The sequence below is a fragment of the Mesorhizobium sangaii genome (assembly GCF_014207355.1).
GTDB lineage: Bacteria > Pseudomonadota > Alphaproteobacteria > Rhizobiales > Rhizobiaceae > Mesorhizobium > Mesorhizobium sangaii.
In genome coordinates, this window is the sequence record NZ_JACHEF010000002.1 from 128,989 (window position 1) to 154,096 (window position 25,108).

Here is a 25,108-nt window from a genome sequence, read left to right on the forward strand (position 1 = left end):
CTTTTCGGACAAAGATCATGCGACAAACAAACAACTTGGAGCGGAATATCGGATGCACACGTTCCGCTCCAAACTCAGTGGTGTCCGCCTTCGAGATAGGCGGCGCGCACCTCCGGATTGGCGAGCAGTTCCTTGCCTGTGCCGCTCATCGTCACATTGCCGTTGACCATGACGTAGCCGCGCGTGGCGAGCTTGAGCGCGCCGAAGGCGTTCTGCTCGACCAGGAACACGGTCAGCCCCTGGGTGCGGTTCAGCTCGCGGATGGCGTCGAAGATCTGCTTGACGATCAGCGGCGCCAGACCCAGCGATGGTTCGTCGAGCAACAACAGCTTCGGCCGCGCCATCAGCGCACGTCCGATCGACAGCATCTGCTGCTCGCCGCCCGACAGCGTGCCGCCGCGCTGGGCGATACGCTCCTTGAGCCGCGGGAACAGCGTGAACACCTTCTCGACGTCCTCGTCATAGTGCTTGAGGTTGTCGAGGCTGGCGCCCATCTGCAGGTTTTCCATCACCGTCATGCGCGGGAAGATGCGCCGGCCTTCGGGCGATTGGGCGATGCGCATGCGCGCGATCTCATGCGTCGGCATCTGGGTGATGTCGGTGCCGGCAAAGGTGATGGTGCCGGCCCGCGCACGAGGCGCGCCGAAGATGGTCATCATCAGCGTCGACTTGCCGGCGCCGTTGGCGCCGATCAGCGCCACGATCTCACCCTGGTTGACGGTGACATCGACGCCGTTCAGCGCCCGGATGTTGCCGTAGTAGGTCTGCACGCCCTTGATATCGAGCAGCGTTGTCCCGGCCATCACTTGCCCCCTCCGCGCTTGCCCGCCCCAGGCTTGGCAGCGGTAGTCTTCCCGGAAGCCGCACTTGCGGTCTTCCCCGAAGCTGCATTTGCAGTCTTCCCGGAAGAATGGCTGGTCGCCACCTTGCCCGCATCGACGCGGCGCGAGAATTCCGTGTCCTTGCCCTGGCCGAGCAGCTTGGCCTGCTTGACCCATTCCTCACGCGCGATGCGCCCGTCGAAGGCAAGATAGGCCTCGGCGGCCTCGACGTCGGCCTTCTTCCAGGCGCCGATCTGGTCGAAATGGAAGATGCCGTGCTCGTTGAGCTTCTTCTCGTTGACCGTGCCGATGCCCTTGATGCGGGTCAGATTGTCGGCCTTGCCGCCGCGCGGCGCCGCCAGCCGGTTGGAGATTTCCCCCGCCGGAGCCTTCGCCGCTGGAGCCTTGGTTGCCGGCTTTGTCGGCGCTGCCGACTTCACTGCCGCCCCAGTTGCCGCCTTTGACGCTGCTTTCGGGGCGGGCTTTGCCTTTGGAGCAGGCTTCGCCGCCGGTACGGCAGCTAGCGGAGCAGCCTTGTTTGCCGCTGCGAGCGATCTTGCGTCGACCTGCGCCGCCTTGGAGGCGCCTTTCGAAACGGTGACCCGCTCGCCCTCGCTATGGCCGACCGTGTCGGTCACCGGCCCGGCGAGATACGAGGACGATGTCCCCGGACCGTGCGCGGCATCAGGCCCTGTATCGAGCTGTTCGATGACGTCTTCGTCGCCGACTTCGGTGAGGACCGCCTCGACTTCCTCGTCGTCGACGCCGAGATAGGCGGCGATGACGCGCGGATCGGTACGCACCGATTGCGGACTGCCGTCCGAGATCTTGCGGCCATATTCCAGCACCACTACGTGATCGGATATCTGCATGACCACAGACATGTCATGCTCGATCAAAAGGATCGAGGTGCCTGATGTGTTCTTGATGTCGATCAGCAGTTCGTTGAGCGACGCCGATTCCTTCGGATTGAGGCCGGCGGCCGGCTCGTCCAGGCACAGAAGCTCCGGACCCGTGCACATGGCGCGGGCGATCTCGAGGCGCCGCTGCGCCCCGTACGGCAGGTCGCCTGCCGGATCGTCGGCACGGTCGACGAGATCGGCCTTCTCCAGCCAGTGCCTGGCAAGCTCGACGGATTCGGCCGAGGCCTTGCGGTAGCCGCTGAAGCCGAACAGGCCAAGTACCGTATAGCCCGAGGCCTTCATCAGCTTGTTGTGCTGGGCAACCAAAAGGTTCTCCAGCAGCGTCATGCCCGAGAACAGGCGGATGTTCTGGAAGGTTCGCGCCACCTTGGCGCGCGCCGGAATCTCGTGGTTGGGCAGACGTTCGAGCAAATAGCTCGAGCCGTCGTTGCGGTTGAGCGTGATCATGCCCTCCGACGGCTTGTAGAAGCCGGTGATGCAGTTGAACACAGTGGTCTTGCCGGCACCGTTGGGTCCGATCAGCGCGGTGATCTCGCCACGCTTGGCGGTGAAGGACAGGTCGCCGATGGCGACCAGGCCGCCGAACTTCATCGACAGGTGCTCGACCTGCAGGATGGCCTCGTTCATGGGTGTGCTCGCATTCATCAGCCGTGGCCCTCCTTGGTGAAGGAACTGGAGACAGCCCTTCGCTCCTTGAGGAAGGCGGTCGGTTCGCGACTGCCGACGAAGCCGCGCGGCTTCCACAGCATGACGATGACCATGGCCATGCCGAACAGAAGCATGCGGTAGAGTTCGGGGGTGAAGTCCGGCCCGAAGATCTGCTTGAGGAAGTCGAGTTCGCGCAGCGCCTCGGTGCCGCCGATCATCACCATTGCGGCAACCGCTATGCCGACCAGCGAGCCCATGCCGCCGAGCACGACGATGGCCAGGATGATAGCCGATTCCAGGAAGACGAAGGATTCCGGGCTGACGAAGCCTTGCCGCGCGGCGAAGAACGAGCCGGCGAAGCCGCCGAACATGGCGCCGGTGGCAAAGGCCGTAAGCTTGGTCGTCGTCGTGTTGATGCCCAGAGACCGGCAGGCGATCTCGTCCTCGCGCAGCGCTTCCCAGGCACGGCCGACCGGTAGGCGGCGCAGCCTGATGGTGACGAAGGCAGTGAGCAGGCACAGGCCCAGGATCAGATAATAAAGGAAGATCTTATAGTAGGCACCCGACTGAGCGATGTGCAGCACCTTGGCTATGTAGTTCGAATCCGACACGTTGAACGACATCAGGCCGAAGAAGCTGACCTTGGGAATTCCGGAAATGCCGGCCGACCCGTTGGTGACCTCGCGCCAGTTGATCAGCACCAGGCGGATGATCTCGCCGAAGGCCAGCGTCACGATAGCCAGATAGTCGCCACGCAGGCGCAGCACCGGGAAGCCGAGCAGCACGCCCCAGAGGGCGGCCATGGCGCCGGCGGCTGGCAGCAGGATCCAGAACGACAGGCCGTATTGGGTGGCGAGCAGCGCATACGCATAGGCGCCAAGTGCATAAAAGGCGACGTAGCCGAGGTCGAGCAGGCCGGCGAGACCGACCACGATGTTCAGGCCCCAGGCCAGCATCACATAGATCAGGATCTGGATGCCGAAATTGTCGACCCATTTCAGTGAGCCCTGCAGCCCTCCGACAATCGACCACGCGTTCAGCGACAGCACCGCGACCACGAGGATCGGGTAGAGCACAAGCGCGGCAATGCCGAGCTTGGTGAAGTTGGCATGGATGAAGGCCCTGAAATAGTAGATCACGCAGGCCAGCACATAGATGATCGCCAGGGCCCGCAGGAATTGCAGATAGCCGGCCGGTTCTGCTCCAACCCATCCGGCGAGCGAGTTGTTAAAAACGAACAGCAGCACCGCCGCGGTGACGGCCGCGATGAACCACGGCAACTGGAAGAAGCGCGACGCTACGCTGCCCGGCAACAGGCCGGTGGCGACGTCGGCGATCTTCTGGTTGGCCATGAAAGGCTGGCCATAGGCGACATAGAGGAAGCGTCCGACAGCCGTGGCGATCACCACGGCGACAAGCAAGCCCCAGCGCGTGGTGACGACCAGTTCATTGGAGATGTTCTGGCCGGTCTTCAGGCCAATGAACAGCACGAACAGGCCAAGCGAAATGGCGCCGGCATAGAACCCTTCCTTAAGGCCGCGTTGGACAGGGCTGGCGACGACGTCGCTTTCCGGAGATACGGTGACCGCCATGATCTCAGACCTTTTCGACTTCTGGCCGGCCCAGAATGCCGGAAGGCAGGAAGATCAGCACGATCGCCAGGATCGAGAACGCCGCGACGTCCTTGTAGTCGATCGAGAAATACGCCGACCACATGCTCTCGATGAAGCCGATCATCAGCCCGCCGAGCACCGCGCCCGGCAGCGAGCCGATGCCGCCCAGCACCGCCGCCGTGAACGCCTTCACACCCGGCGTGAAGCCGTCCGAGAAGGCAATGACGCCGTAATACATCAGGAACAGGGTGCCTGCGACGGCGGCGAGCGCCGCACCCATGATGAAGGTGATCGAGATCGTGCGGTCGACGTCGATGCCGAGCAGTGCGGCCATCTTGCGGTCCTGCTCGCACGCTCTTTGCGCTCGACCCAGCGATGTCCTGTTGACCAGGTACCAGAACAGCGCCAGCAGCGCCGCCGTGACCAGAACGATGATGATCTGCTTCAGCGACACGCTGATGCCGTTGATGTTGTAGACCTGGCTGACCATCGGCGGGATCGGTTTGTTGCGCGGCCCCTGCGTCACCTGGACGAAGTTCGACAGCGCGATCGACATACCGATCGCGGTGATCAGCGGCGCCAGCCGGAACGAACCACGCAGCGGCCGGTAGGCCACCTTCTCGATCGTCCAGTTGTAGAGGCTGGTGAGCAGCATCGCCACGATCATCATGACCAGAAGCGCGATGACGACGGGCACCGAATAGAACAGTGCACCGAGGACGAGGAAGACGATCAGCGCCGTGAAAGCGCCCACCATGAAGATGTCGCCATGGGCGAAGTTGATCATGCCAATGATGCCGTAGACCATCGTGTAGCCGATCGCGATCAGCCCATAGATCGATCCCAGCGTCAGCCCGTTGATAAGCTGCTGGACAAAGTACTGCATGTGTACGTGGCTCCCCTGGAATGTCGCCCATGCAGACGCATTCCTTTTCGTATTTCCCCTAGTCGTAAAGTTTCGAGCCCGGATTGCAACGTCATTTTTCAACCGTCATGCGTGTTTTGCCGGCACGCCGTTCGATTGCCCGTTTTTCCCATCCGGCCCCTTGGACTATCGCGGACCCTACCATTGGCATAACGCAATGTCTTTGACGATTCGACCGCATCATGCGCCCCATTTCGAAGAAATCACCGTCAAAACTAGGTGATGAGAGGAATCGTTGCGTTCCTGACACGATCCGTTTTTCATTCCTTCGCTTTCCCCTAGGTCAGGATTCCCCTTAGCTGACAACAAACCCTGCGCGAACGAATCGTGGTCGTCGATGAAGCTGGTGTTCATCCGGTCATTGGCGACCGGCCGCCGATCGAGGCAACGATGGCTCCTCGGGACTCAGTAGGCGGATCCGCCATTCTCGCTCAGGACATGCCGCTCGGTGCCATCAAGGGGAGGATTGAAGACGCTGACCAGGATCATGTCGCCGGCGGTATCGGCACGCAGATAATGATCGTCATGTTCATCGAGCACATAGATCGTGCCCGGCTCGATACGATGCACTTCACCGGACATGTCTTCGACCTCACCGGCGCCGGCGATGCAGTAGCAGGCCTCGAAATGCCGCCGATAGTGGAGGCGCGATTCGCTGCCTGCACGCACAACGGTATGGCAGACGGTGAACCCCATGCCGTCCTTTTGTGTCAGCAGGCGGTGGCTGGTGCCATTGCCCCAATCCACGAAGAAGTCAGATTTTTCTACATCAGCCAATTGTCTGGTGAACATGTCGTTTTCCCTGCATATCGTCAAAAGGTACGTATTCCTTGGGCGGATCTGGGCTTGTCCAGAAACCGGACCGCAGAAATGCCGCAAGATATGCGCGCCTTCAAATGATTGCTTCTCAACTGATATGTTAGTAAATTTTACATATGGACTACATCCCGCTGAACGCCGTCCGTGCTTTCGAGGCCGCTGCACGTCATCTCAGTTTCTCCGCTGCCGGCGAGGAGTTGCACGTCACTCACCCGGCCATCAGTCACCAGATAAGGCGGCTGGAGGAGTGGTTGGGCGTGCCGCTCTTCCACCGGGATGCGCGCAAGGTACGGCTGACGGATGCCGGGGTTATCCTGCAGGCCTCGGCGAGCGGGGCACTTGCCGAACTCGGCGCCACATGCCGGCGTATCAGGCGCAATGCGGCCGAGGCGACAGTATCCGTAGGCTGCATACCTTCCATTGCCAGCCGCTGGCTCGTACCCCGCCTGCCGGACTTCACCGCCAGCCATCCCGATATCGGCATGCGGGTGGCTTATGCCCGCGCCGAGGAAAGGCTCGGCGATGGTGAGAACGACGTTCTGATCACGCTTGGGGCGGACCCCTCTCCCGGCGTCACCAGTCTCAAGCTGTTTTCACGCCTGAACCGGCCGGTGTGCAGCCCCTACTACTTCGCCGGCAGGGACCATCTGCGAACAGCCGCGGGAATAGCGGGCGCCGACCTGCTGCATGACGAGACCCGCCACGGCTGGCGCGAGTGGTTCTCCGAGGCCGGACTGCCCAATGTCGACGTCGGCAACGGGCCCGTCTTCGCCGACTTCAACATTCTGGCAACGGCGGTCATCGCCGGCCACGGCGTGGCGCTTTGTCCCGTCGACGTTTTTCGGGACGAACTGAGGCGGGGCGATCTGATTGTTTTGTCACTGATCGCAACCAACCGCGACAAGGGCTACTTCCTGACGATGTCGGTGGATGCCTCGCCCGCCGCGTTTACCTTCGCCGATTGGTTTCGCCGGGAGGTTTCGGTCGATGCCGAGGCGGGTCAGCTCTAAAGTCCTTGCATGTCGTTCGCCCAAACCGAGCCCCCTTTTGGGCGACATGCAAGGCCTGACGATATCACTTGACGACGAAGCCATGCGCGAACGGATCGCGGTCGTCGACGAAGATGGTGTTCAATCCGGTCATCCGCGCCCAGCCGCCGATCGAGGGAATGATGGCCGGTTTGCCAGCGACAGTGACGTCCTTTTCGACCTTGCCCTTGAACAGCGAACCGATGATCGATTCATGGACGAAGCTGTCGCCGGCCTTGAGTTTGCCCTTGGCATGAAGCTGCGCCATGCGCGCCGAAGTGCCGGTGCCGCACGGTGAGCGATCGATCGCCTTGTCGCCATAGAAGACGGCATTGCGGGCGTCCGCGCCCTCCACGGTCGGCTTGCCGGTCCACAGCATGTGCGACAGCCGGTTGATGCCCGGGTTCTCCGGATGCACGAAAGAATATTTTTCATTGAGCCGCTGCCGCACCACCGGGCTCCAGGCGATGAAGTCCCCGGCCGAATAGTCGGCCATGTCGCGATAGCTCTTCTGCGGTTCGACGATGGCGTAGAAATTGCCGCCATAGGCGACATCGACGGTGATTTCGCCGAGCTGCGGACACTCGACCGTCAAACCTTCGGCATGGAGGAAGGACGGCACGTTGGTGATGCGCACCTCCTCGACATAGTCGCCGACCTGTTTGTACTCGGCGATGACCAGGCCGGCCGGCGTGTCGAGCCTGAGCACGCCCGGCGTCTTCGGCTTGATCAGCCCGTGCTCGATCGCCATCGTCACCGTCCCAATGGTGCCGTGGCCGCACATCGGCAGGCAGCCCGAGGTTTCGATGAACAGGATGGCGATGTCGCAATCCTCGCGCGTCGGCGGGTAGAGGATCGAGCCGGACATCACGTCATGGCCGCGTGGCTCGAACATCAGCCCGGTGCGGATCCAGTCATATTCGGCGAGAAAATGCGCGCGCCGTTCCATCATCGTCGAGCCCTGCAGCAGCGGGCCGCCGCCGGCCACCAGCCGCACCGGATTGCCGCAAGTGTGGCCGTCTATGCAGAAGAAGGATTTCTTGGCCATGACGCTCCTCGAAAAATCAAAACCCGAAAGAATCAAAATCGTTGTGGACTGAAGGGGGCCAGATCCATCGGCGGAGTCTGCCCCAGGACGAGATCGCGGATCAACCGTCCGGTGGCTGCCGCCTGGGTCAGGCCGAGATGGCCATGGCCGAAGGCATAGACCACCGGCCGGTTTCCCGACACGCGACCTATGACGGGCACCGAATCCGGCAGCGAGGGACGGAACCCCATCCATTCGCGCCCGCCGGCCGGATCGAGCCCCGGCAGGAATTTTTGCGCCTTCTGTAGCAGCGCCTTCGATCGCGCATAGTTGGGCGGCCTCTCGATGCCGCCGAGTTCGACCGCACCGCCGACGCGAAGGCCCGTTTCGAGCGGCGTGATGACGAAGCCGTGGCCGGAGAAGATCAGCTGGCGCTTCACGTCGAAGGCAGCCTTCGGCAGCGTCGTGTTGTAGCCGCGCTCGGTCTCCAGCGGAATGCGATCGCCGAATTGCCTCGCCAGCAGATGCGACCAGGCGCCGGCGGCGACGACAAGGTGTCGGGCTCGCCTGGTGGTGCCGTCGGCCAGCGTCAATGTCGCGCCATCCTGATCCGCGGCGACGCGCTCGATCTGGGCCAACTCAAAGCGTGCACCCCTGGTCTGCGCATACGCCCACACCGCCTTGCCGAGCAGTTTTGGATCGGCGATCGTCTTCCAGCCCGGCACGAACGTGGCCTTGACGAAGCGCGGCGAGAGCCCAGGCTGCAGGGCTGCAAGTTCATCGCCCTCCACATGGCGAAAGCCAATGTCGAAGCGCTTCCGCACGGCCCAGCCGGGCAGCGAGGCGCGGAACTCGGCCTCGCTCTCGTAGAGTTCGAGCGAGCCGTCCTCACGCAGCATGCCTCGCGTGCCGGAGCGATCGAGCAGGCCCATCCATTCGGCTTCGGCAAGCTTCATCATGCCCGCCTGGGCTGTGAGGCTCGCTTCATATTTTGCCGGCGCGCCGGCGCGCCAGAAGCGGATAAGCCAGGGCAGAAGCTTCGGCAGATAGGCGGGTGGAATGCTGAACGGACCGAGTGGGTCGGCCAGCCATTTCGGCAGCTGCCGGATCATGCCCTTGTGCGCCATCGGCAGCACGTCGGAAAAGGCAAAGGCGGCGGCGTTGCCGGAACTCGTTTCCTCGCAAATGCCGGTGCGATCGAAGATCGTGACCTTGCGCCCCGCCTCGGCAAGACAGGCGGCGGCGCAGATGCCGATGATGCCGCCACCGACGATGGCGATGTCTTCCCCTTCTCCCTGTTCAAGGGGAGAAGGGGCCTGAGGGGCGGATGAGGGGCGGCGCCCCTCCTCTGTCGACTTGGAATTTGCTTGCACGTAAGCGCTGCCCTCATCCGGCTGCCGGCATCTTCTCCTCGTGAAGGTGAGAAGAAAGCCTCAGAACTGCGGCAGTGTCGGCCGTACCGCCAGCGCGTCCTTGACGATCCTTTCGACTGCCTTGCGGCGTTCACCCGACAGCGGCTGGCGCGGCATACGCACGCGGTCATTGGTTTGAATGGCGAACACTTCCGCAAGCTTGATGTTCTGCACCAGATAGGTCGAGACGTCGAGATCGAGCAGCGGCCGGAACCAGCGGTAGATGGCGAGCGCCTCTTCGCGGCGGCCCTGCTTCATCAGCTGGTAGATGGCGACGGTCTCGCGCGGAAACGCCGTGACCAGTCCGGCGACCCAGCCGATGGCGCCGACCGACAGCGCCTCGAAAGCGAGATTGTCGACGCCGGTGAACAGGTCGTAGCGAGTACCCAAGCGATTGATGATCTCGGTCGAGCGGCGGATGTCGTCGGAGGATTCCTTGATGGCGACGAAGCGCTTGTCCGATGCCAGCTCCTCCATCTGGTCGACGGTGACGTCGACGCGGTAGGCGAGCCGGTTGGAGTAGATCATGACCGGAAGGTCGCCAGCCTCCGCGACAGCGCGCAGCGCCGCGACGGTCTCCTCCGCATTGGTGTGATAGATCGGGCTCGGCACCACCATCAGGCCGTTGGCGCCTTCCTTGGCAGCGCGGCGCGCAATGCTGGCCGCCTCGCGGGTGCCGGCCTCATTGACCGTCAACAGCACCGGCTTCTTGCCGGCGACCTTCTGCGCGGTCTTCAGCACCTCGATCTTCTCGTCAGGCGACAGCATCGGCCCTTCGCCGAGCGACCCACAGACGATGATGCCGTCGCAGCCGGCCTCCATCTGCAGGTCGAAGCAGCGCTCCATCTCGGCATGGTCGAGGCGATCGTCGGCGGTGAATTTGGTCGTGACGGCGGGGAAAACTCCGGTCCACATGGTCATGTCTCCATCTGATATATCAGTGGTATATCTGCTAGAAAATCACCTGTCAATGCGGAATCTGTTATGATATATCCTGGATATATCAGGAGATCGCCTTTGATATCCATGGACTCAAGCGTTGCATTCGAGCCGGCGGCGGCCAAGGCCTACCGCGTGCTCGAGCATATGATCGTCACGCTCGAACTGGCCCCCGCGAGCTTCGTCACCGAGGGCGCCCTAATCGAAAGGCTGGCGCTCGGCCGCACGCCGGTGCGCGAGGCAATCCAGCGGCTGGCCTGGGAAGGGCTGCTCGACGTGCGGCCGCGCGCCGGCATAGCGATCGCTCCGCTGCATCCCGGCGACTGGCTGCGTGTGCTCGATGCGCGTCGCGGCGTCGAGGTGGTGCTGGCCCGGTCGGCCGCCCGCTTCGTCACGCGCGAAGCCGCCGACATGTTTCACGAAGCAGCCCTGGCCATGCAGAAGGCGGTGATCTCGGGCAACGTGCTTGCCTTCATCCAGGCCGACAAGGCGCTCGACGAAGCGCTGGCGCTGGCCGCCGACAATCCCTTCGCTGCCCGCCTGGCCGCCCCTCTGCAGACCCACAGCCGCCGTTTCTGGTTCCGCTACAAGGCCGACACCGGGCTTGCCGAATCGGCCGAGCATCATGTCGCGCTGATCCGCTCGATCCTTGACGGCGACGAAGAGGCCGCGGCCAAGGATGCCAAGCGGCTGATGGCACTGCTGCGCGGCCACGCCGAGGTGGCCGCTACCCGCCGCTGATCGGGCGGTTCAGATCCCTTGCGCCGTCGCGGTGACGGAGACGGTATTCTCCCATCCATCACCGGTCGCGAAGATGCAGCTTCGGCCTTGCACGTCGGTCACCAGCATGGTCCATGTCCCACTTGCCGAGACATAGATCTCGACAATGGCGGCTTGCCCGACCACACCGTAGCCGATCTGCTTTTGCTGGAAGGCCTGCGCCAGTCCCGCGACAAGGTCGCTGTGGCCACCGCAGATGAATTGCGCCTGTGCCGACAGTGTCGACAGCGCCAGCGCGGTGCCGATCACGGCCATCCTGATCCATCGAAACGAAAATTTGTGTGCCATTTGGCACCTCCTTCGCCTTCACGATCCGGCAAAGGTAGGCACATGGACAGCCTCGTTATGCCGGAGCGTTCCAGGCCGGGTCCGACGTCTTCATCACGTCACTCCTTCTGGTTTCCGGTCTGTCGTCAGGGAATTCTTATCACATTCCCTGGATTCGATATGGTGAGGTCCCGAACCGAAAACAAGCAGCATCTCAGCCCTGGCGGCGCGCCGTGCGGCTTCGATCCGCGTCAGGTTTCCACGCGGTCGCGAAGCGCCGCCCATTTCAGCAGGGCGTCGAGAGCCGGACATAGCGCCTGCCCCCAATCGGTCAGGCGGTACTCGACTTTCGGCGGCACCTGATGATGCACGATGCGGCGCACGATCCCGTCGGCTTCCATCTGCCTCAGTTGTTGAATCAACATCTTCTGCGAGATCGCCGGGATCGCCCGTTCGAGATCGGAAAAGCGCAGCACCTTGCCGCCGAACAGGTGAAACAGGATCACCAGCTTCCAGCGGCCTTCAAGGATGCGCAGCACATTTTCCACGCCGCTCGCCGCCGACACCGGCGTCAGCGCCTCAACCTTGCTTTCGGGAGCAACCTTACTTTCGGGCCCTGCCTTACTTTCGGGTAAGTACCTTACTTTTTCGTCGGTTCTTGTCATTTTTTCAGCATATCTCAATTTAGGAGCCGGACAAGGCCGCGGACCTTCGCGTCTACGGCAGGACCTGGAACCGGAGACGAAACCATGACCGCAAAACTTCCGCAGCCGCTGACAGACTATTTTGCCGCCAAGAACAGGCACGACATCGACGCGATGCTCGTGCCCTTCTCGCCGGACGCCACGGTCAGGGACGAAGGTGAAACTCGTCAGGGTTCGGCCGCCATCCGCGACTGGATGGAAGCAACGACAAGCAAATACCGGGTGACCGTTGAGGTCGTCGACGCGACGGTCAATGGCGACACATGGCGGATCGCAGGCATCGTGTCAGGCAATTTCCCCGGCAGCCCGGCGACGCTGCACTACAACTTCACACTGGCCGACGGCCGGATCACGCGGCTGGAGATCGGTGCATGACCATCCCCGGGGAAATTCCCGGTCGACGATCAGGAATTTGCTAGGTTGCGGAGATTCCTTGTTCCGGACCGGTGCCATTCTGACCGTATGAATCCAACGCAAAAAGGGCGCGACCATGCCGCGCCCCTTCCTGTGAAATAGCTGTCGGATTTCAGTTCATCGTCGGGATGACGAATTCCGCACCGTCCTTGATGCCGGACGGCCAGCGCGAGGTGACCGTCTTGGTCTTGGTGTAGAAGCGGAATGCGTCCGGGCCATGCTGGTTGAGGTCGCCGAAGGAGGACGCCTTCCACCCGCCGAAGGTGTAGTAGGCAATCGGCACCGGGATCGGCACGTTGACGCCGACCATGCCGACCTGGACCCGCGAGGCGAAGTCGCGCGCCGCGTCACCGTCACGGGTGAAGATGGCGACGCCGTTGCCCATCTCGTGGTCGTTGGCGAGCTTGATCGCGCTCTCATAGGTCGGCGCCCGCACCACCGAGAGCACCGGACCGAAGATCTCTTCCTTGTAGATGCGCATGTCTGATGTGACGTTGTCGAACAGGCAGCCGCCCATATAGTAGCCATCCTCGTAGCCCTGCATCGAGAACCCGCGGCCGTCGACGACCAGCTTGGCGCCTTCCTTGACACCGGTATCGACGTAGCCCTTGACGCGCTCCAGCGCCTGCGCCGTCACCAGCGGGCCGAAATCGGCCGAAGAATCGGTCGAAGGTCCGACCTTCAGGCTTTCGACGCGCGGGATCAGCTTTTCCATCAGCCGGTTGGCGGTGTCGTTGCCGACCGGGACAGCCACCGAGATCGCCATGCAGCGCTCGCCGGCCGAGCCGTAGCCGGCGCCGATCAGCGCATCGACGGTCTGGTCCATGTCGGCATCGGGCATGATGATCATGTGGTTCTTGGCGCCGCCGAAGCACTGCACGCGCTTGCCGGCGGCGGTGCCGCGCGAATAGATGTAGTGGGCGATTGGCGTCGAGCCGACAAAGCCGATGGCCTTGATGTCGGGATCGTCGAGGATGGCATCGACCACATCCTTGTCGCCATTGACGACGTTGAGGATGCCTGCCGGCAGGCCGGCTTCGATGAACAGCTCGGCGATGCGCATCGGCACGCCCGGGTCGCGCTCCGACGGCTTCAGGATGAAGGCGTTGCCGCAGGCGATGGCCGGCGCGATCTTCCACAGCGGGATCATCGCCGGGAAGTTGAACGGCGTGATGCCGGCGACGACACCGAGCGGCTGACGCATCGAATAGACGTCGATGCCGGGGCCGGCACCGTCGGTGAATTCGCCCTTCATCATATGCGGTGCACCGATGCAGACCTCGACCACTTCGAGCCCGCGCTGGATGTCGCCCTTGGCATCCGCGATGGTCTTGCCATGCTCGCGCGCCAGGATATCGGCCAGCTCGTCATAGTCGCGGGCGACGAGTTCGAGGAACTTCATCAGCACGCGCACGCGGCGCTGCGGGTTGGTTGCCGCCCATTTGGGCTGTGCCGCCTTGGCATTTTCGACCGCCGCGCGCAGTTCCGCCTGCGAAGCCAGCGCCACCGTGCCGCGCACGGAGCCGTCCATCGGCTGCATGACATCCTGCTTGCGGCCGCTGGTCCCGGCGACATGCTTGCCGCCGATGAAATGACCGTAGTCGATCATGATTTCTCTCCCTGGGTTTGTGATGGCGCATTGTCCGCCTTTGCCCGACGGATGGCAACGCGAGCCAGAACGCAACCGTTGTGCAGAAAGTAGATAGCGGTTGACGGGAGGGCATCAATTCTCGCAAATGATCGGGTGCAATTGCTGCTGTACGGATTGAGAGATTGAGTTCCACAGCGCTCATCATTGGATCGGACCATCCCCATGAACTGGGATGACGTCCGCATCTTCCTGGCCGTAGCGCGCGCCGGCCAGATCCTCGGCGCCGCCAGGCGGCTGGAGCTCAACCATGCCACCGTCTCGCGCCGTATCGCCGCACTCGAGGATGCGCTGCGGACAAAGCTGTTTCGCCGGTTGACCACCGGCAGCGAACTGACGCCGGCCGGCGAGCGCTTTCTCGACATTGCAGAGCGCATGGAAGGCGACATGATCGCCGCGCGTTCGACCGTCGCCGGCGAGGGTGACGACGTCTCAGGCACGGTGCGCATCGGCGCGCCGGACGGGTTTGGCGTCGCCTTCCTGGCCGAGCGTCTCGGCGTACTGACGGCGCTGCACCGCGAACTGACGATCCAGCTTGTGCCGGTGCCGCGCTCCTTCTCCCTGTCGCGCCGCGAAGCGGACATCGCCATCACCGTCGAGCGGCCGACGGAGGGGCGGCTGGTGGCGGGAAAGCTAGTCGACTATTCGCTCGGCCTGTTTGCCTCGCGCGCCTATGCCGAGGCGTATGGCTTGCCCAAAACAGCCGCCGAGCTTGGACAGCACACGCTCATCGGCTATGTGCCGGACCTGATCGTCAGCCCCTCGCTCGACTATGCGGCCGAGTTCAGCCCGGACTGGCGCACCAGCTTCGCCATCTCCTCGGCGCTCGGCCAGGCCGAAGCGGTGCGCTCGGGCGCCGGCATCGGCATCCTGCATACCTTCGTCGCCCGCTCGATGCCGGAACTGGTACCCGTCGACGTTGTCGCACCCATCCGCCGCGCCTATTGGCTGGTCTATCACGAATCGGTTCGGCCGCTGCGCCGCGTCCAGATCGTCGCCAGCTTCATCACCAAGGCGGTGGAGCGGGAGAGAAGCCTGTTCGTTTAGACACGCCGCCTTTTCCTTGCCACAAAACCGGCCAGTGTGGCATCAGGCGTGCAGTCGCCGCCACGGGCCGGTCGCCTGGTGGGAAATCTTTCAGAAAGCTGGCGCGGATAGACATGCGAGCCGTTCTTGCCATCTTGCCGCTGCTCTTCCTTTCCGCATGCGCCAATCCATGGACCAAGGTGCCGGAGGCCGACCTGCCCAAGCCGATCCGCTATGCCATGGCGCGCCCCTCGCCTTTCGTCTTCGGCAACTATTGCGGCCCCGGCACCCGTACCGGCGACCTGTCGGCGCGGCCGGTCGACCACCTCGACGCAGCCTGCCGGATCCATGATGCCTGCTACATCGCCCGCCACAATCATTGCGACTGCGATGGTGCCCTTGTCGCCTCGGCGAAAACGATACGCGACGACAAGACAGCGCCCCGCAAGATGCGCGGCGAGGCAGAGCTGCTGATCGCCACTTTCGCCATCCCCGTCTGCAAGGTATTCCCGCAAGGCTTCATGCCGCCGCGCGACCCGGCACAACTGAGCGTCCTGAAGGCCGGGGCGACCGGGTGAATCGCCACGCAGCCATCGTCGTGGCCCTGTCCGGGCTGGCGCTCACTGTCCTTGCCGGCTGTGCCGGCTCGCCCGGCCGCAATGCCTGTGACCTGCTGCAGGGCCAAGACGCCTGCGCTCGCCCCTCGCTATCGGCCAGCACGCCAGGACCGCAGGTCGCCGCCGCTCAATTTTTTGGCGACGCCCGCACAAGCGACTATGAAAAGCGGTTCCTGGCGCTGCTCGCCGACCACCAGCTCGGCGCCATGGACCGGGCCAATGGCACCGGCCCTTTCGGCCATGACCGCCATGAAATCCGCAACAGCGATTTCCAGGCGACCTACCGGACGCTGCAGCGCCTGGCTGGGCCGGTTGCCGAAACGCATCTGCCGGCGGCCGGCGGCGGCAGCGGCGATGGCCATTTCGACGGACGCTGGCGGGTGTCGCGGCAGACGCTCTACATCGACGCGGAGGCACGGCCTTCGGCGCCCAAGACATTCGATTTCTCCGGCTTGCAGGCGCGCAGCGTCGAGATCGTGCTGCGCCAGGCGAGCAAACAACCAGCCGAGATCGAGGGCTCATGCGATGGCGCGTTGGCACTGCGCGACGGCGCCGGTTCGCGCACCATTGCCGCGGGCATGGCATTCCGCTTTCGCCTGTCTGGCGAGGACGACACGGTCAGCCTGTTCCCAAGTGACAGCCTGAACCACTGCACTGCAAGAATCCGCTCCAGCCTTGTCCCGGCCGGCACGCCGCTCACCATCCGGCGCGAGGAAACCGCCGACCCGGCGCTGGCCGCCTTCGACAGCCGCTACCAGCGTTGCCCGACGCCCGATCCCGCCGGCCTCGACCCGCTCAGCCGCGCCTTCTATGCCAGCCGCTGGCTGTCGCAGACCTGCGCCCTGCCGATTGGAGAGCCGCGCCTGCTGCGCAAGTCACGCGACGGCTTCAACGCCAAGGTCGACGCGCTGATGGGGGCGCCGCTGTCCGACAGCGCCATCAACAAGGGCGATCCGGAGCTGCCGCTCGATTTCTCGAAGGCGCCAAGGCTGAAGCTGATCTATCTGTCCTCGCTGGAGTTCAAGGCCGATTTTTCCGGCCGCATCATCGAACGGCTGATCCGCCACCATGCCGCGCTCGGCACCAAGGTGCGCATCTTGGTCACCGACGTGCTGGAGCGCGACAAGGACGATGCGCTGCTGCACCGGCTGGCGGCGGAATTCCCCAATGTCGAGCTGCAGGAATACCGCTGGCGGGCCGATCGGGGCGCGCCGATCGACGAGCAGATCTCACAATTGCACAAGACCCACCACATCAAGATGCTGGCAACGCTGGCTGAGGATCCCGGGCGCTCGCGCGTCATCATCGGCGGCCGCAACATCCATGACGGCTTCCTGTTCCACCAGCCGATCGATCTGTCGCGCTATCCGGATCTGCAGCAATATGGCAGGACCGACGGCTTTTCCTTGAACTACTATTCGAACTGGAGCGACTTCGACATCGAGTTCACCGACCGGACCACGGTCGAGACACTCGCTGCGCATCTCTCGACAGTGTGGCTGCGCGACGCCGACACCAACATCGCGCGACCCTTCTCCATTCCGGTCCGGTCCGACGGCCGCCGCCCGTCAGGCACCGCGCGGCACTTCATCTCCGTGCCCTACGCGGATGGCCATGCGCTGGAGGACTATTTCGTCGAGCTGGTCGACGCCGCCCAGCACCGTATCCAGATCGTCAATCCCTACCTCAATTTGACGCCGAAGCTCGCCCAAGCGTTCGACCGGGCGCTCGCCCGCGGCGTCAGGATCGACATTGTCGGCCGTATCGATCTCAAGGGCGATATTGGCGGCAGGTTCCTCACCGCGCTCAACAAACTGTTCGTCGAGAAATATGACGACCGCATCGACATTCGCGAGTTCAAGGCACCCGATGTCGTGCTGCATTCCAAGATCATGATGATCGATGAAAGGCTGGTCGCCATCTCCTCGGTCAATCTCAACAACCGCAGCTTCTTCCATGACTCGGAGAACGGCATGATGGTGCTCGACCCCGCCTTCTACACCAGGATGAAGGCGATCTATGACGACTATCTGGCCCATTCGAACCCGGTCCCAACCAGCGTGACGATCCCGTGGGCCTATCGGCTGCTGTTCGACGAAGACTGGGTCAGGCAGGCGTTCTGATGCATGTCGCCCAAAAGTGGTCCCCGGTTTTGGGGCAACGACATGCATGAAAGCAAGAACTTGAGCGACGCCGTCGCGACCCCCCTTATCGCAGATAGCGCTCTTGCGCGAGGTCGCGGACATCGATGTCCGGCACCCGGCTCGAGATGATGTCGGACAGCACCTTGGCCGAGCCGCAGGCCATGGTCCAGCCGAGCGTGCCGTGGCCGGTGTTGAGATAGAGATTGGAAAGCTCGGTGCGGCCGATCAGCGGCGGACCATCCGGCGTCATTGGCCGCAGCCCACACCAGAACGTCGCGTCCCGCATGGCGCCGGCGCCCGGAAAGAGATCGCCGACCGAGTGTTCCAGCGTGCGCCGTCGCGATTCGTGCAGCCTGAGGTCGAAGCCGGAAATCTCGGCCGTGCCGCCGACCCGGATGCGGTTCCCCAGCCGGGTGATCGCCACCTTGTAGGTTTCGTCCATCACCGTCGACACCGGCGCCAGGGCGGCATCCTGGATCGGCACGGTGATCGAATAGCCCTTGACCGGATAGACCGGGATCGGCCGCTTCACCCGACGCATGAACTCCGCCGAATAGCTGCCCATGGCCATGACATAGGCGTCGGCGGTCATCCAGCCCTTGCTGGTGCTGAGATTGGCGATGCGGTTGCGGCTGCGGATGACGCGCCAAACCGTGAAGTCATATTCGAATTTGACGCCGCGGGCCACGCACAGCTCGGCCAGCCGGTCGGTGAACATCTTGCAGTCGCCGGTCTCGTCGCGCGGCAGCCTGAGGCCACCGACGAACTTTTCGCGCACTCCGGCCAGGCCCGGCTCCGCCGCGATACAGCCATCCTGGTCGAGGATCTCGTAGGGCACGCCATACTTCTTCAGCACCTCGACATCGCCACCGGTGCCGTCGAGCTGTTTTTGCGTGCGGAACAATTGCAGCGTGCCCTGGGCGCGCTCGTCATAGGCGATGCCGGTCGCCTCGCGCAGCGCCTTCAGCGTGTCGCGGCTGTATTCGGCCAGCGGCACCATGCGCGCCTTGTTGATCGCATAGCGCTCGGCCGTGCAATTGCGCAGCATCTTGACCAGCCATGTCCACATATGCGGGTCGAAGGCCGGCCGCACGACCAGGGGGCCGTGCTTCATCAGCAGCCACTTGATCGCCTTCAGGGGAATGCCAGGCCCGGCCCAGGGCGAGGCATAGCCGGGCGAAATCTCGCCGGCATTGGCGAAGCTGGTTTCCAGCGCCGGGCCTTTCTGGCGATCGACCACCGTCACCTCGTGGCCGGCCTCGGCGAGATAGTACGCCGTGGTCACCCCGATGACGCCACCGCCCAGCACCATGATTTTCATCGTTCACTCCTTGCCGCGCCGCGCGTCCTTCCGGACGCCAATAGACGCGGCCGCATTTTCGATTTGCGCATGATCCTTTCCGAAAATCGATTCCGATTTTCGTGACCATGCACTGTTGCCCGTTCACGCCGCCGAGGGACCGGGGTCGTCGTCTTCTGTCTGCCGCATTCCAGCCGTCTCGCCAAGAGGCCGCCTGTCGGCCGCGGCGCTGTAGACCAGGGTGAGCCCATGCGGTCGCCTCACCTCGGCCACGGATTTCCCCTTGACTGTGTGCCGCGCAGCCTCTGGCTGGTAGAGCACGGCCTTGATCAGGATCGACTCTTGCCTGCCGTCGGCCTGTTCGATCATGGCCGTCTGGCCTTGCGCCATGCCAAGCATGCAAAGCCCGCGCCGCGTGGCGATCGACAGGCTGGAGCCGACCGGTCCGCGCACCTCGTTTTGCACCAGGGTTCGCGTTTCGGCAGGGCCGCCGTCGATGCAAAACACCACTCTGCTGTTCAGCGTCACGATATCGGGTTCGACCACATCGATCTGGACGATATCCGCGTTCGAAAGCTTGTGTTCAAGCATGCCCACCATCGGGTCCGCGAATGCCCGTCGACGCTCAAGCATGACTTCGAGGACGGCAAAGTCCTTGGTCGTCAAGCAACAGTTCGTGCCTGTCATCACCATCTCCACGATCAGGGCCGCTGCGGGCCGAAGGCGGGCGAGTCGACGGCTTCGACGGTCACCGACATCTCCCTGCCGCCACGGCTGCTCCAGCACACCGCCTGCCCGACGGTCGCACCGATGAGCGCAGTCCCCATCGGCGTCAGCACCGAGATCCTGTTTTCGGTGATATCGGCATCGCCGGGATAGACCAGCGTGATGCGCTGGGTGTCCCCGCTTTCGCCACGGATTGTCACTGTCGAGCCCATTCGCACCACGTCGGCCGGCATCGCCGCCGCGTCCCTGACGACGGCCCGGTCCAGTTCCGAAAGCAGCTCTTCGGCAGTCTCAGGCGTGCGCTCGAGCGCCGCTCTCGCCAGGCCTGTCAGTCTGTCGTGGTCGGCATCGCTGACCACGAGTTGGTTCGGTGGGCGCAGTCCGGTTGCATGTTGCATGGCAAACCTCTTGGATTGGCGCATCGAATGGATGCGCGCTTGCCGCCGTGCTGACGGGAGCTTGATGAAAAGCCGGCAGCCGCGAGGGCTGTCAGGCTTGATAGCGGTGTTGGATGTATGGATGCCCCGGTTCGGACGGACGCCAAGAAGGCGGCCGCGCCGGGGCTACGATCCCGCGATCGGGCAAACCCTGAACAAGGTTCTGATATGGGCGAGGTTGCTCATGCACTGAACCTTGCCGACAGGCGTCCGCTTGTCAAGCGTGGCCAAACCGCTCAACCGTCGACGTAACGCCGATGAAAGCGGGGGCCGAGGCTGGTCAGGATTTCGTAGCCGATGGTGCCGGCATGGCTGGCCGCGTCGTCGACGCTTTGCGAGGGGCCGAGCAGTTCGACGAGATCGCCCTCACCCAGCCTGCCGGGTGGCAAAGCGGAAATGTCGAGAATGATCGAATCCATCGACACCCGGCCAAGGAACGGCAACCGCACGCCATCGAACCAGGCCGCGGATGCCGCGCGGCGATGCCAGCCATCGGCATAGCCAAGCGAAATCGTCGCGGCCGTGAGCGGGGCCGTGGTGCGGAAGCTGTGGCCATAGCCGACACCGACGCCGGCCTCCAGCGTGCGCGTCTGCACCACCTTGGCCTGCAGCCGCACCACCGGCAGCATCGGGTTCGGCCTAGCCGGTGTCGGATTGATCCCGTAAAGCGCGGCACCCGGCCGGGCGAGATCATAGTGAAAGTGGTGCCCAAGGAAGATGCCGGACGAGTTGGTGAACGAGGCCGGCGCCTTCGGCAACAGTGCGCGGAGCCGCTCGAACGCCAGTCGCTGTCGCTCGTTGGCCGGATGCTCCGGGTCGTCGGCGCAAGCCAGATGGCTCATCACAAAACGGACATCGATGCCGTCGAAGGCATCGGGATCGGCGGCAACGCGCTCGACATCCCGGGGCGCCATGCCGAGCCGCGACATGCCGCTGTCCACCTGGATCGCCGCCGGCAGCTTTCGGCCGGCGCGGCCGGCCGCAGCACGCCAGGCCGCCAATTGTTCCGGGCTGTTGACGACGGCGGAAAGGTTTGCCGCCACAGCGTCCGGTTCTGCACCGGGCGGAATGCCGTTCAACACGAAAATGGCGGACCCCGGTCCAAGGGAGCGGCGTAAAGCGATGCCTTCGCCCAGAAGCGCGACGAAGAAGATATCGCAACCTTCGCCGACGAGAGCCGCCGCCACCTGGCTCGCGCCAAGCCCGTAGCCGTCCGCCTTGACCACGCCGGCACAACTCACGCTGCCCAGGTGCGCTTTCAGCCGCCGGTAGTTTTCGCGGATCGCGCCAAGGTCGATGGTCAGGATGGCGCCAGCCACCGCTTCGCTTGTGGTAGCGATGTCCTCGGGCAGCGACCTTTTGGGGGCGTCGTCCATGGCGACCCTTCTCGTGGCGAACAATGCATGTGTCCCCGGTTTTGGGAGAACGACATGCATAAACTAGGCCCAAAGCGCGGCGCTTGAACCCGTTCAGACGCGACGCGCACTAGACATCAATAGGGCCGCCGGCCGGGCGCGGCAACTGCGGTCGTTCGCGTCGAGGCTATTGCACCAGATGCCGGAACGCCGCCACCACGTCCTCATAGACATGGCGCTTGAACGGCACGATCAGGTCGGGCAGGTCCTGCATCGGCCGCCATGCCCATTTGTCGAATTCGGCGGTGTGGCCGCCCGGCGGCGGATTGATCTGTATCTCATTGATATCGCCGTGGAAGCGGAAGGCGAACCATTTCTGCGTCTGGCCGCGATACCGCCCCTTGAAGGCGACGCCGACGAGATGGTCCGGCAAATCGTAATTGATCCAGTCCGGCGCCTCGGCGAGCAGCGAGACGCCGCGCATGCCGGTCTCTTCATAGAGCTCGCGCTCGGCCGCCTGCAACGGCTCCTCGCCCTTGTCGATGCCACCCTGCGGCATCTGCCAGAGCTGTGTCGTGCCGGCGAATTCGCTGTCCGGTTCGGCAATGCGATGCCCGACCCAGACCAGGCCCTCGGCGTTGAGGATCATCAGTCCGACACAGGGACGATAGGGCAGCGTTTCGCGGTCGATCTTTTTTGTCTTTGGCATCAGTCCGTTTTCCAGGCCGTTTTCCGATGGCTAGCCTTTTTGCGGATCGATGGCCACCGCCGAAATCGGCACGATCTCGATGCCGCGCTTCTTGGCCTCGGTCACCCAGGACGACACCGTGTCGACCGTCACGTCGAAGGCCGAGCCGATGCCGACGGCAAAGCCTTTGGCGCGCGCGGTGGCTTCCAGCCCGTCGAGTTTCTTCAGGATGGCGCCGCGATCCTGCACGGCATCGATCGCCGTATCCCCGGAGACGAAGGGCACGCCGTCCTTCAACGCCAGGTCAGGCGCCAGGCTGCGTGCCGACGAGCCATCGTCGATATAGGCCAGGCCCCGCTTGCCGAGTTCGGCCATGAACGGCTCCATCGCCGTAGCGTCGGCGGAAAAGCGCGCGCCCATATAGTTCATGACGCCGGTGTAGTTTGTCGTCCGCGACAGCGCCCAGTGCAGGTTCTTCAAATTCTCATCCGCGCTCGCTGCCACGGTCAGCGTGTTGCGGCCGGGGTTGATGTTCGGATAGTCGAACGGTTCGAGCGGCACCTGCATGACGATCTCGTGGCCGCTCTGCCGCGCCGCCTGCATCCAGCGGCCGATGCTGTTGCCTTGCGGCGCGAAGGCCAGCGTCACCTCCGCCGGCAGCTTGGCGATCGCCGCCTGGGTGCCTGTCTGCGAAACCGCAAGCCCGCCGATGACGATCGCCACCCGTGCACCACGCGCGCCGGACCACGGCCGCGCATAGACGTCGAACGGCCGCCGGCCATCGGCGGCGCGGACGGGCAAAGGCCCGGTCTGGCTAGCTTCGATCAGCGCCTTGTCGGGAATATGGGCGATCTTCAGGTTCTGGCCCATGGTTGACGGGTCGCGAATGACGATCCCCGCCTTGGGCGGGCCGTCGCCCTCTTCCGTCTGCACATGGATGATCTGCGGCCCGCCTGTCTTGGTGGGCGCCTCCGGCTTGGCTGCGGCGACCGGGGCCAATGCGGCCGGCGCGGCAGCGGGCTCGGCCGCCGCCGTCAATTTCGGCGTCGACACGGCGACCTCTTGCGGCTTGCGGAACGGCTTTTCCCTCAGCGCGATCGCACCGGAGGCGCCGACCACCGCCAGCACGACCACGGTTGCCGCGATCGCGCCGGCGCTGACCTTGCCGGCGGCGCGCGGCGACCGGACCGTCTGTCCGAGCGGGCGTTCGATGTCCTTGCCTATGTCAGCCAAGTCGCATCCCCGGGGCGCATCGCTCCGAAGACGAAACCGCTTCGAAAAGTCATGCGCGAATTCATCAATCCTGGCGCACCCCTATCGCCCGCATCCCAGGGCTTCACCTTGCCCCGAATCAAACTGCCGGAACCTTTCGGTCCCGGCAGCATCGCATTGCTTCCATCAGGCGGCCAGACCTGTTGTCGGCCCCTGGCATCGGACCCAAAAGTGGAATCCGGTTTTGGGAAAATCCGAGGCCAAAACAAAAAACTGGAGCGGCGCAAGCGCCGCTCCAGAGCTTTACTGGTTGAGAACTGCCTTTTCCGGATTGGGCGGGAAGGCCGGATCGGTCTTCTGGCCGCGCAGCAGCTGCTCGGCATAGATGAGCTGCAGATCGTCCTTCGGATCCGGCGGCACATAGGCTGCCGAGCCTGAACCGGTCGAGCTCTCGTCAGCGCCCTTGATGTGGCCCTTGAGGTCGGATTCGCCGCGCGTCAGGTCCCTGCCCTGCAGTTCCGGAGGCAGCGGCTGGTCGACCTTGATGTCGGGCGTGATGCCCTTGCCCTGGATCGACTTGCCGGACGGCGTGTAATAGAGCGCCGTCGTCAGCCGGAGCGCACCATTCTCGCCGAGCGGAATGATGGTCTGCACCGAACCCTTGCCGAAGGACTGCGTGCCGACCACCGTGACGCGGCGCAAATCCTGCAACGCGCCGGCGACGATTTCCGACGCACTGGCCGAGCCGCCGTTAACGAGCACGATCATCGGCTTGCCGTTGATGTCGTCAACCTGCTTGGGCTTGGCGTCGAAACGGGTGACGTCCTTCGGATCGCGACCGCGCGTCGAGACAATCTCGCCGCGGTTGAGGAAGGCATCGGAGACGCTCACCGCCTGGTCGAGCAGGCCACCCGGGTTGAGGCGCAGATCGAGCACATAGCCCTTGAGCTTGTCGTTCGGCACCTGCTTCTTGATGGTGTCGATGGCGTTCTCAAGGTCGTCATAGGTCTTTTCGGTGAACGAGGTGATCTTCATGTAGCCGATGTCGTTCTCGACCCGGAACTTGACCGCCTTGACCTTGATGATGTCGCGCACGACCGTCAGTTCGATCGGCTTGTCGGCGCCCTGGCGCAGGATGGTGAGCTTGATCGGCGTGTTGACCAGGCCGCGCATCTTCTCGACCGCGTCGTTGAGGGTGAGGCCGCGAACCTCCTCGCCGTCGATCTTGGCGATATAGTCGCCGGCCAGCACGCCTGCCTTGGCGGCCGGCGTGTCGTCGATCGGAGTGATCACCTTGACCAGGTCGTTTTCCATGGTGACCTCGATCCCGAGGCCGCCGAATTCACCCTTGGTCTGCACGCGCATGTCCTGCGCCTGCTCCGCGTTCATGTAGGAGGAGTGCGGGTCAAGCGAGGCAAGCATGCCGTTGATGGCGTTCTCGACCAGCGACTTGTCGTCGGGCGGCGTCACATACTGTGCCCGCACCCGCTCGAAGATATCGCCGAAGATGGCCAGTTGCTTGTAGGTCTCCGACCCTGCAGCGTTCGCCGCCGAGCCGGGTGTGCCATAAACAAGACTCATGGCGGACGCGCCCATCAGCGCACCGGCAAACAGAAGCGACAGTTTCCGCATCAT

Annotated in this window: 24 protein-coding genes; 6 read left to right on the forward strand and 18 right to left on the reverse strand. The window is 63.7% G+C overall.

Translation table 11 applies throughout. From position 1 onward, the window contains the following. Positions 1-74: 74 nt before the first annotated feature. The 5 genes from HNQ71_RS09750 to HNQ71_RS09770 form a co-directional block, all read right to left on the reverse strand. Positions 75-803 (reverse strand): ABC transporter ATP-binding protein, encoded by a 729-nt coding sequence (locus tag HNQ71_RS09750; RefSeq protein WP_184872396.1) that lies wholly within the window; start codon positions 801-803, stop codon positions 75-77. Then, positions 803-2,389: an ATP-binding cassette domain-containing protein gene (locus HNQ71_RS09755; RefSeq protein ID WP_246461437.1), complete on the reverse strand. Its 1,587-nt coding sequence runs from the start codon at positions 2,387-2,389 to the stop codon at positions 803-805. The genes HNQ71_RS09750 and HNQ71_RS09755 overlap by 1 nt, the downstream gene beginning before the upstream one ends. Then, positions 2,389-3,984, reverse strand: coding sequence for a high-affinity branched-chain amino acid ABC transporter permease LivM (gene livM, locus HNQ71_RS09760; RefSeq protein ID WP_184872398.1), 1,596 nt, complete (start codon positions 3,982-3,984; stop codon positions 2,389-2,391). The genes HNQ71_RS09755 and livM overlap by 1 nt, the downstream gene beginning before the upstream one ends. A 4-nt stretch (positions 3,985-3,988) precedes the next feature. Continuing rightward, positions 3,989-4,891 (reverse strand): branched-chain amino acid ABC transporter permease, encoded by a 903-nt coding sequence (locus tag HNQ71_RS09765; protein WP_095084211.1) that lies wholly within the window; start codon positions 4,889-4,891, stop codon positions 3,989-3,991. A gap of 444 nt (positions 4,892-5,335) precedes the next feature. After that, positions 5,336-5,722: an ectoine synthase gene (locus tag HNQ71_RS09770; protein ID WP_184872399.1), complete on the reverse strand. Its 387-nt coding sequence runs from the start codon at positions 5,720-5,722 to the stop codon at positions 5,336-5,338. Between the two features lie 143 nt (positions 5,723-5,865). On the opposite strand from HNQ71_RS09770, the gene HNQ71_RS09775 reads away from it, so the two are divergent. Next, the gene (locus HNQ71_RS09775) at positions 5,866-6,759 is read left to right on the forward strand and encodes a LysR substrate-binding domain-containing protein (RefSeq protein WP_184872400.1); all 894 of its coding nucleotides are present in this window, start codon (positions 5,866-5,868) and stop codon (positions 6,757-6,759) included. A gap of 64 nt (positions 6,760-6,823) precedes the next feature. On the opposite strand, the gene HNQ71_RS09780 is transcribed toward HNQ71_RS09775, so the two are convergent. From HNQ71_RS09780 to HNQ71_RS09790, 3 genes are read right to left on the reverse strand one after another with little or no spacing between them, the layout of a single operon-like run. After that, complete coding sequence (locus tag HNQ71_RS09780) at positions 6,824-7,825, reverse strand: 4-hydroxyproline epimerase (protein ID WP_184872401.1); 1,002 nt, start codon at positions 7,823-7,825, stop codon at positions 6,824-6,826. Between the two features lie 32 nt (positions 7,826-7,857). Beyond that, positions 7,858-9,177 (reverse strand): FAD-dependent oxidoreductase, encoded by a 1,320-nt coding sequence (locus HNQ71_RS09785; RefSeq protein WP_184872402.1) that lies wholly within the window; start codon positions 9,175-9,177, stop codon positions 7,858-7,860. A gap of 60 nt (positions 9,178-9,237) precedes the next feature. After that, positions 9,238-10,131 (reverse strand): dihydrodipicolinate synthase family protein, encoded by an 894-nt coding sequence (locus HNQ71_RS09790; RefSeq protein ID WP_184872403.1) that lies wholly within the window; start codon positions 10,129-10,131, stop codon positions 9,238-9,240. A 111-nt stretch (positions 10,132-10,242) separates the two neighbouring features. On the opposite strand from HNQ71_RS09790, the gene HNQ71_RS09795 reads away from it, so the two are divergent. After that, positions 10,243-10,896 (forward strand): GntR family transcriptional regulator, encoded by a 654-nt coding sequence (locus HNQ71_RS09795; RefSeq protein ID WP_425492207.1) that lies wholly within the window; start codon positions 10,243-10,245, stop codon positions 10,894-10,896. Positions 10,897-10,905: 9 nt separating this feature from the next. Here the strand turns inward: HNQ71_RS09795 and HNQ71_RS09800 are convergent, their stop codons facing one another. Beyond that, positions 10,906-11,223, reverse strand: coding sequence for a hypothetical protein (locus tag HNQ71_RS09800; RefSeq protein ID WP_246461438.1), 318 nt, complete (start codon positions 11,221-11,223; stop codon positions 10,906-10,908). A 230-nt stretch (positions 11,224-11,453) separates the two neighbouring features. Next, positions 11,454-11,867, reverse strand: coding sequence for a winged helix-turn-helix transcriptional regulator (locus tag HNQ71_RS09805; protein ID WP_246461440.1), 414 nt, complete (start codon positions 11,865-11,867; stop codon positions 11,454-11,456). 84 nt (positions 11,868-11,951) lie between these two features. Between HNQ71_RS09805 and HNQ71_RS09810 the strand changes: the two genes are divergently transcribed. Further along, positions 11,952-12,281 carry a nuclear transport factor 2 family protein gene (locus HNQ71_RS09810; RefSeq protein WP_184872405.1) on the forward strand — a complete coding sequence of 110 codons (330 nt, stop codon included), beginning with the start codon at positions 11,952-11,954 and terminating at the stop codon, positions 12,279-12,281. A gap of 151 nt (positions 12,282-12,432) precedes the next feature. Here the strand turns inward: HNQ71_RS09810 and HNQ71_RS09815 are convergent, their stop codons facing one another. Further along, on the reverse strand, positions 12,433-13,929 hold the full coding sequence (locus tag HNQ71_RS09815) for a CoA-acylating methylmalonate-semialdehyde dehydrogenase (protein WP_184872406.1): 1,497 nt from the start codon (positions 13,927-13,929) through the stop codon (positions 12,433-12,435). A gap of 204 nt (positions 13,930-14,133) precedes the next feature. Here HNQ71_RS09815 and HNQ71_RS09820 point away from each other — a divergent pair, with 204 nt between their 5' ends. The 3 genes from HNQ71_RS09820 to HNQ71_RS09830 all read left to right on the forward strand — a co-directional run bounded on the left by HNQ71_RS09820 (position 14,134) and on the right by HNQ71_RS09830 (position 17,734). Further along, a complete protein-coding gene (locus HNQ71_RS09820) occupies positions 14,134-15,015 on the forward strand; it encodes a LysR family transcriptional regulator (protein WP_184872407.1) in 882 nt (293 codons plus the stop codon). Positions 15,016-15,128: 113 nt separating this feature from the next. Next, complete coding sequence (locus HNQ71_RS09825; protein WP_184872408.1) at positions 15,129-15,572, forward strand: phospholipase A2 family protein; 444 nt, start codon at positions 15,129-15,131, stop codon at positions 15,570-15,572. After that, positions 15,569-17,734, forward strand: a complete 2,166-nt coding sequence (locus tag HNQ71_RS09830) for a phospholipase D-like domain-containing protein (RefSeq protein WP_184872409.1) — start codon at positions 15,569-15,571, stop codon at positions 17,732-17,734. The genes HNQ71_RS09825 and HNQ71_RS09830 overlap by 4 nt, the downstream gene beginning before the upstream one ends. A gap of 85 nt (positions 17,735-17,819) precedes the next feature. On the opposite strand, the gene HNQ71_RS09835 is transcribed toward HNQ71_RS09830, so the two are convergent. From HNQ71_RS09835 to HNQ71_RS09865, 7 genes are all read right to left on the reverse strand, one after another. Next, entirely contained in the window at positions 17,820-19,076 is a 1,257-nt protein-coding gene (locus tag HNQ71_RS09835; protein ID WP_184872410.1) for a D-amino acid dehydrogenase, read from the reverse strand. A gap of 123 nt (positions 19,077-19,199) precedes the next feature. Next, entirely contained in the window at positions 19,200-19,646 is a 447-nt protein-coding gene (locus HNQ71_RS09840; RefSeq protein ID WP_246461442.1) for a GreA/GreB family elongation factor, read from the reverse strand. Positions 19,647-19,756: 110 nt separating this feature from the next. Continuing rightward, positions 19,757-20,179, reverse strand: a complete 423-nt coding sequence (gene rnk, locus HNQ71_RS09845; protein WP_184872412.1) for a nucleoside diphosphate kinase regulator — start codon at positions 20,177-20,179, stop codon at positions 19,757-19,759. 275 nt (positions 20,180-20,454) lie between these two features. Next, positions 20,455-21,594 (reverse strand): alanine racemase, encoded by a 1,140-nt coding sequence (gene alr, locus HNQ71_RS09850; RefSeq protein WP_184872413.1) that lies wholly within the window; start codon positions 21,592-21,594, stop codon positions 20,455-20,457. Positions 21,595-21,760: 166 nt separating this feature from the next. Continuing rightward, positions 21,761-22,282 carry an RNA pyrophosphohydrolase gene (locus HNQ71_RS09855; protein WP_184872414.1) on the reverse strand — a complete coding sequence of 174 codons (522 nt, stop codon included), beginning with the start codon at positions 22,280-22,282 and terminating at the stop codon, positions 21,761-21,763. Between the two features lie 30 nt (positions 22,283-22,312). Next, positions 22,313-23,494 (reverse strand): divergent polysaccharide deacetylase family protein, encoded by a 1,182-nt coding sequence (locus tag HNQ71_RS09860; RefSeq protein ID WP_184872415.1) that lies wholly within the window; start codon positions 23,492-23,494, stop codon positions 22,313-22,315. 282 nt (positions 23,495-23,776) lie between these two features. Continuing rightward, entirely contained in the window at positions 23,777-25,108 is a 1,332-nt protein-coding gene (locus HNQ71_RS09865) for a S41 family peptidase (protein ID WP_167365099.1), read from the reverse strand.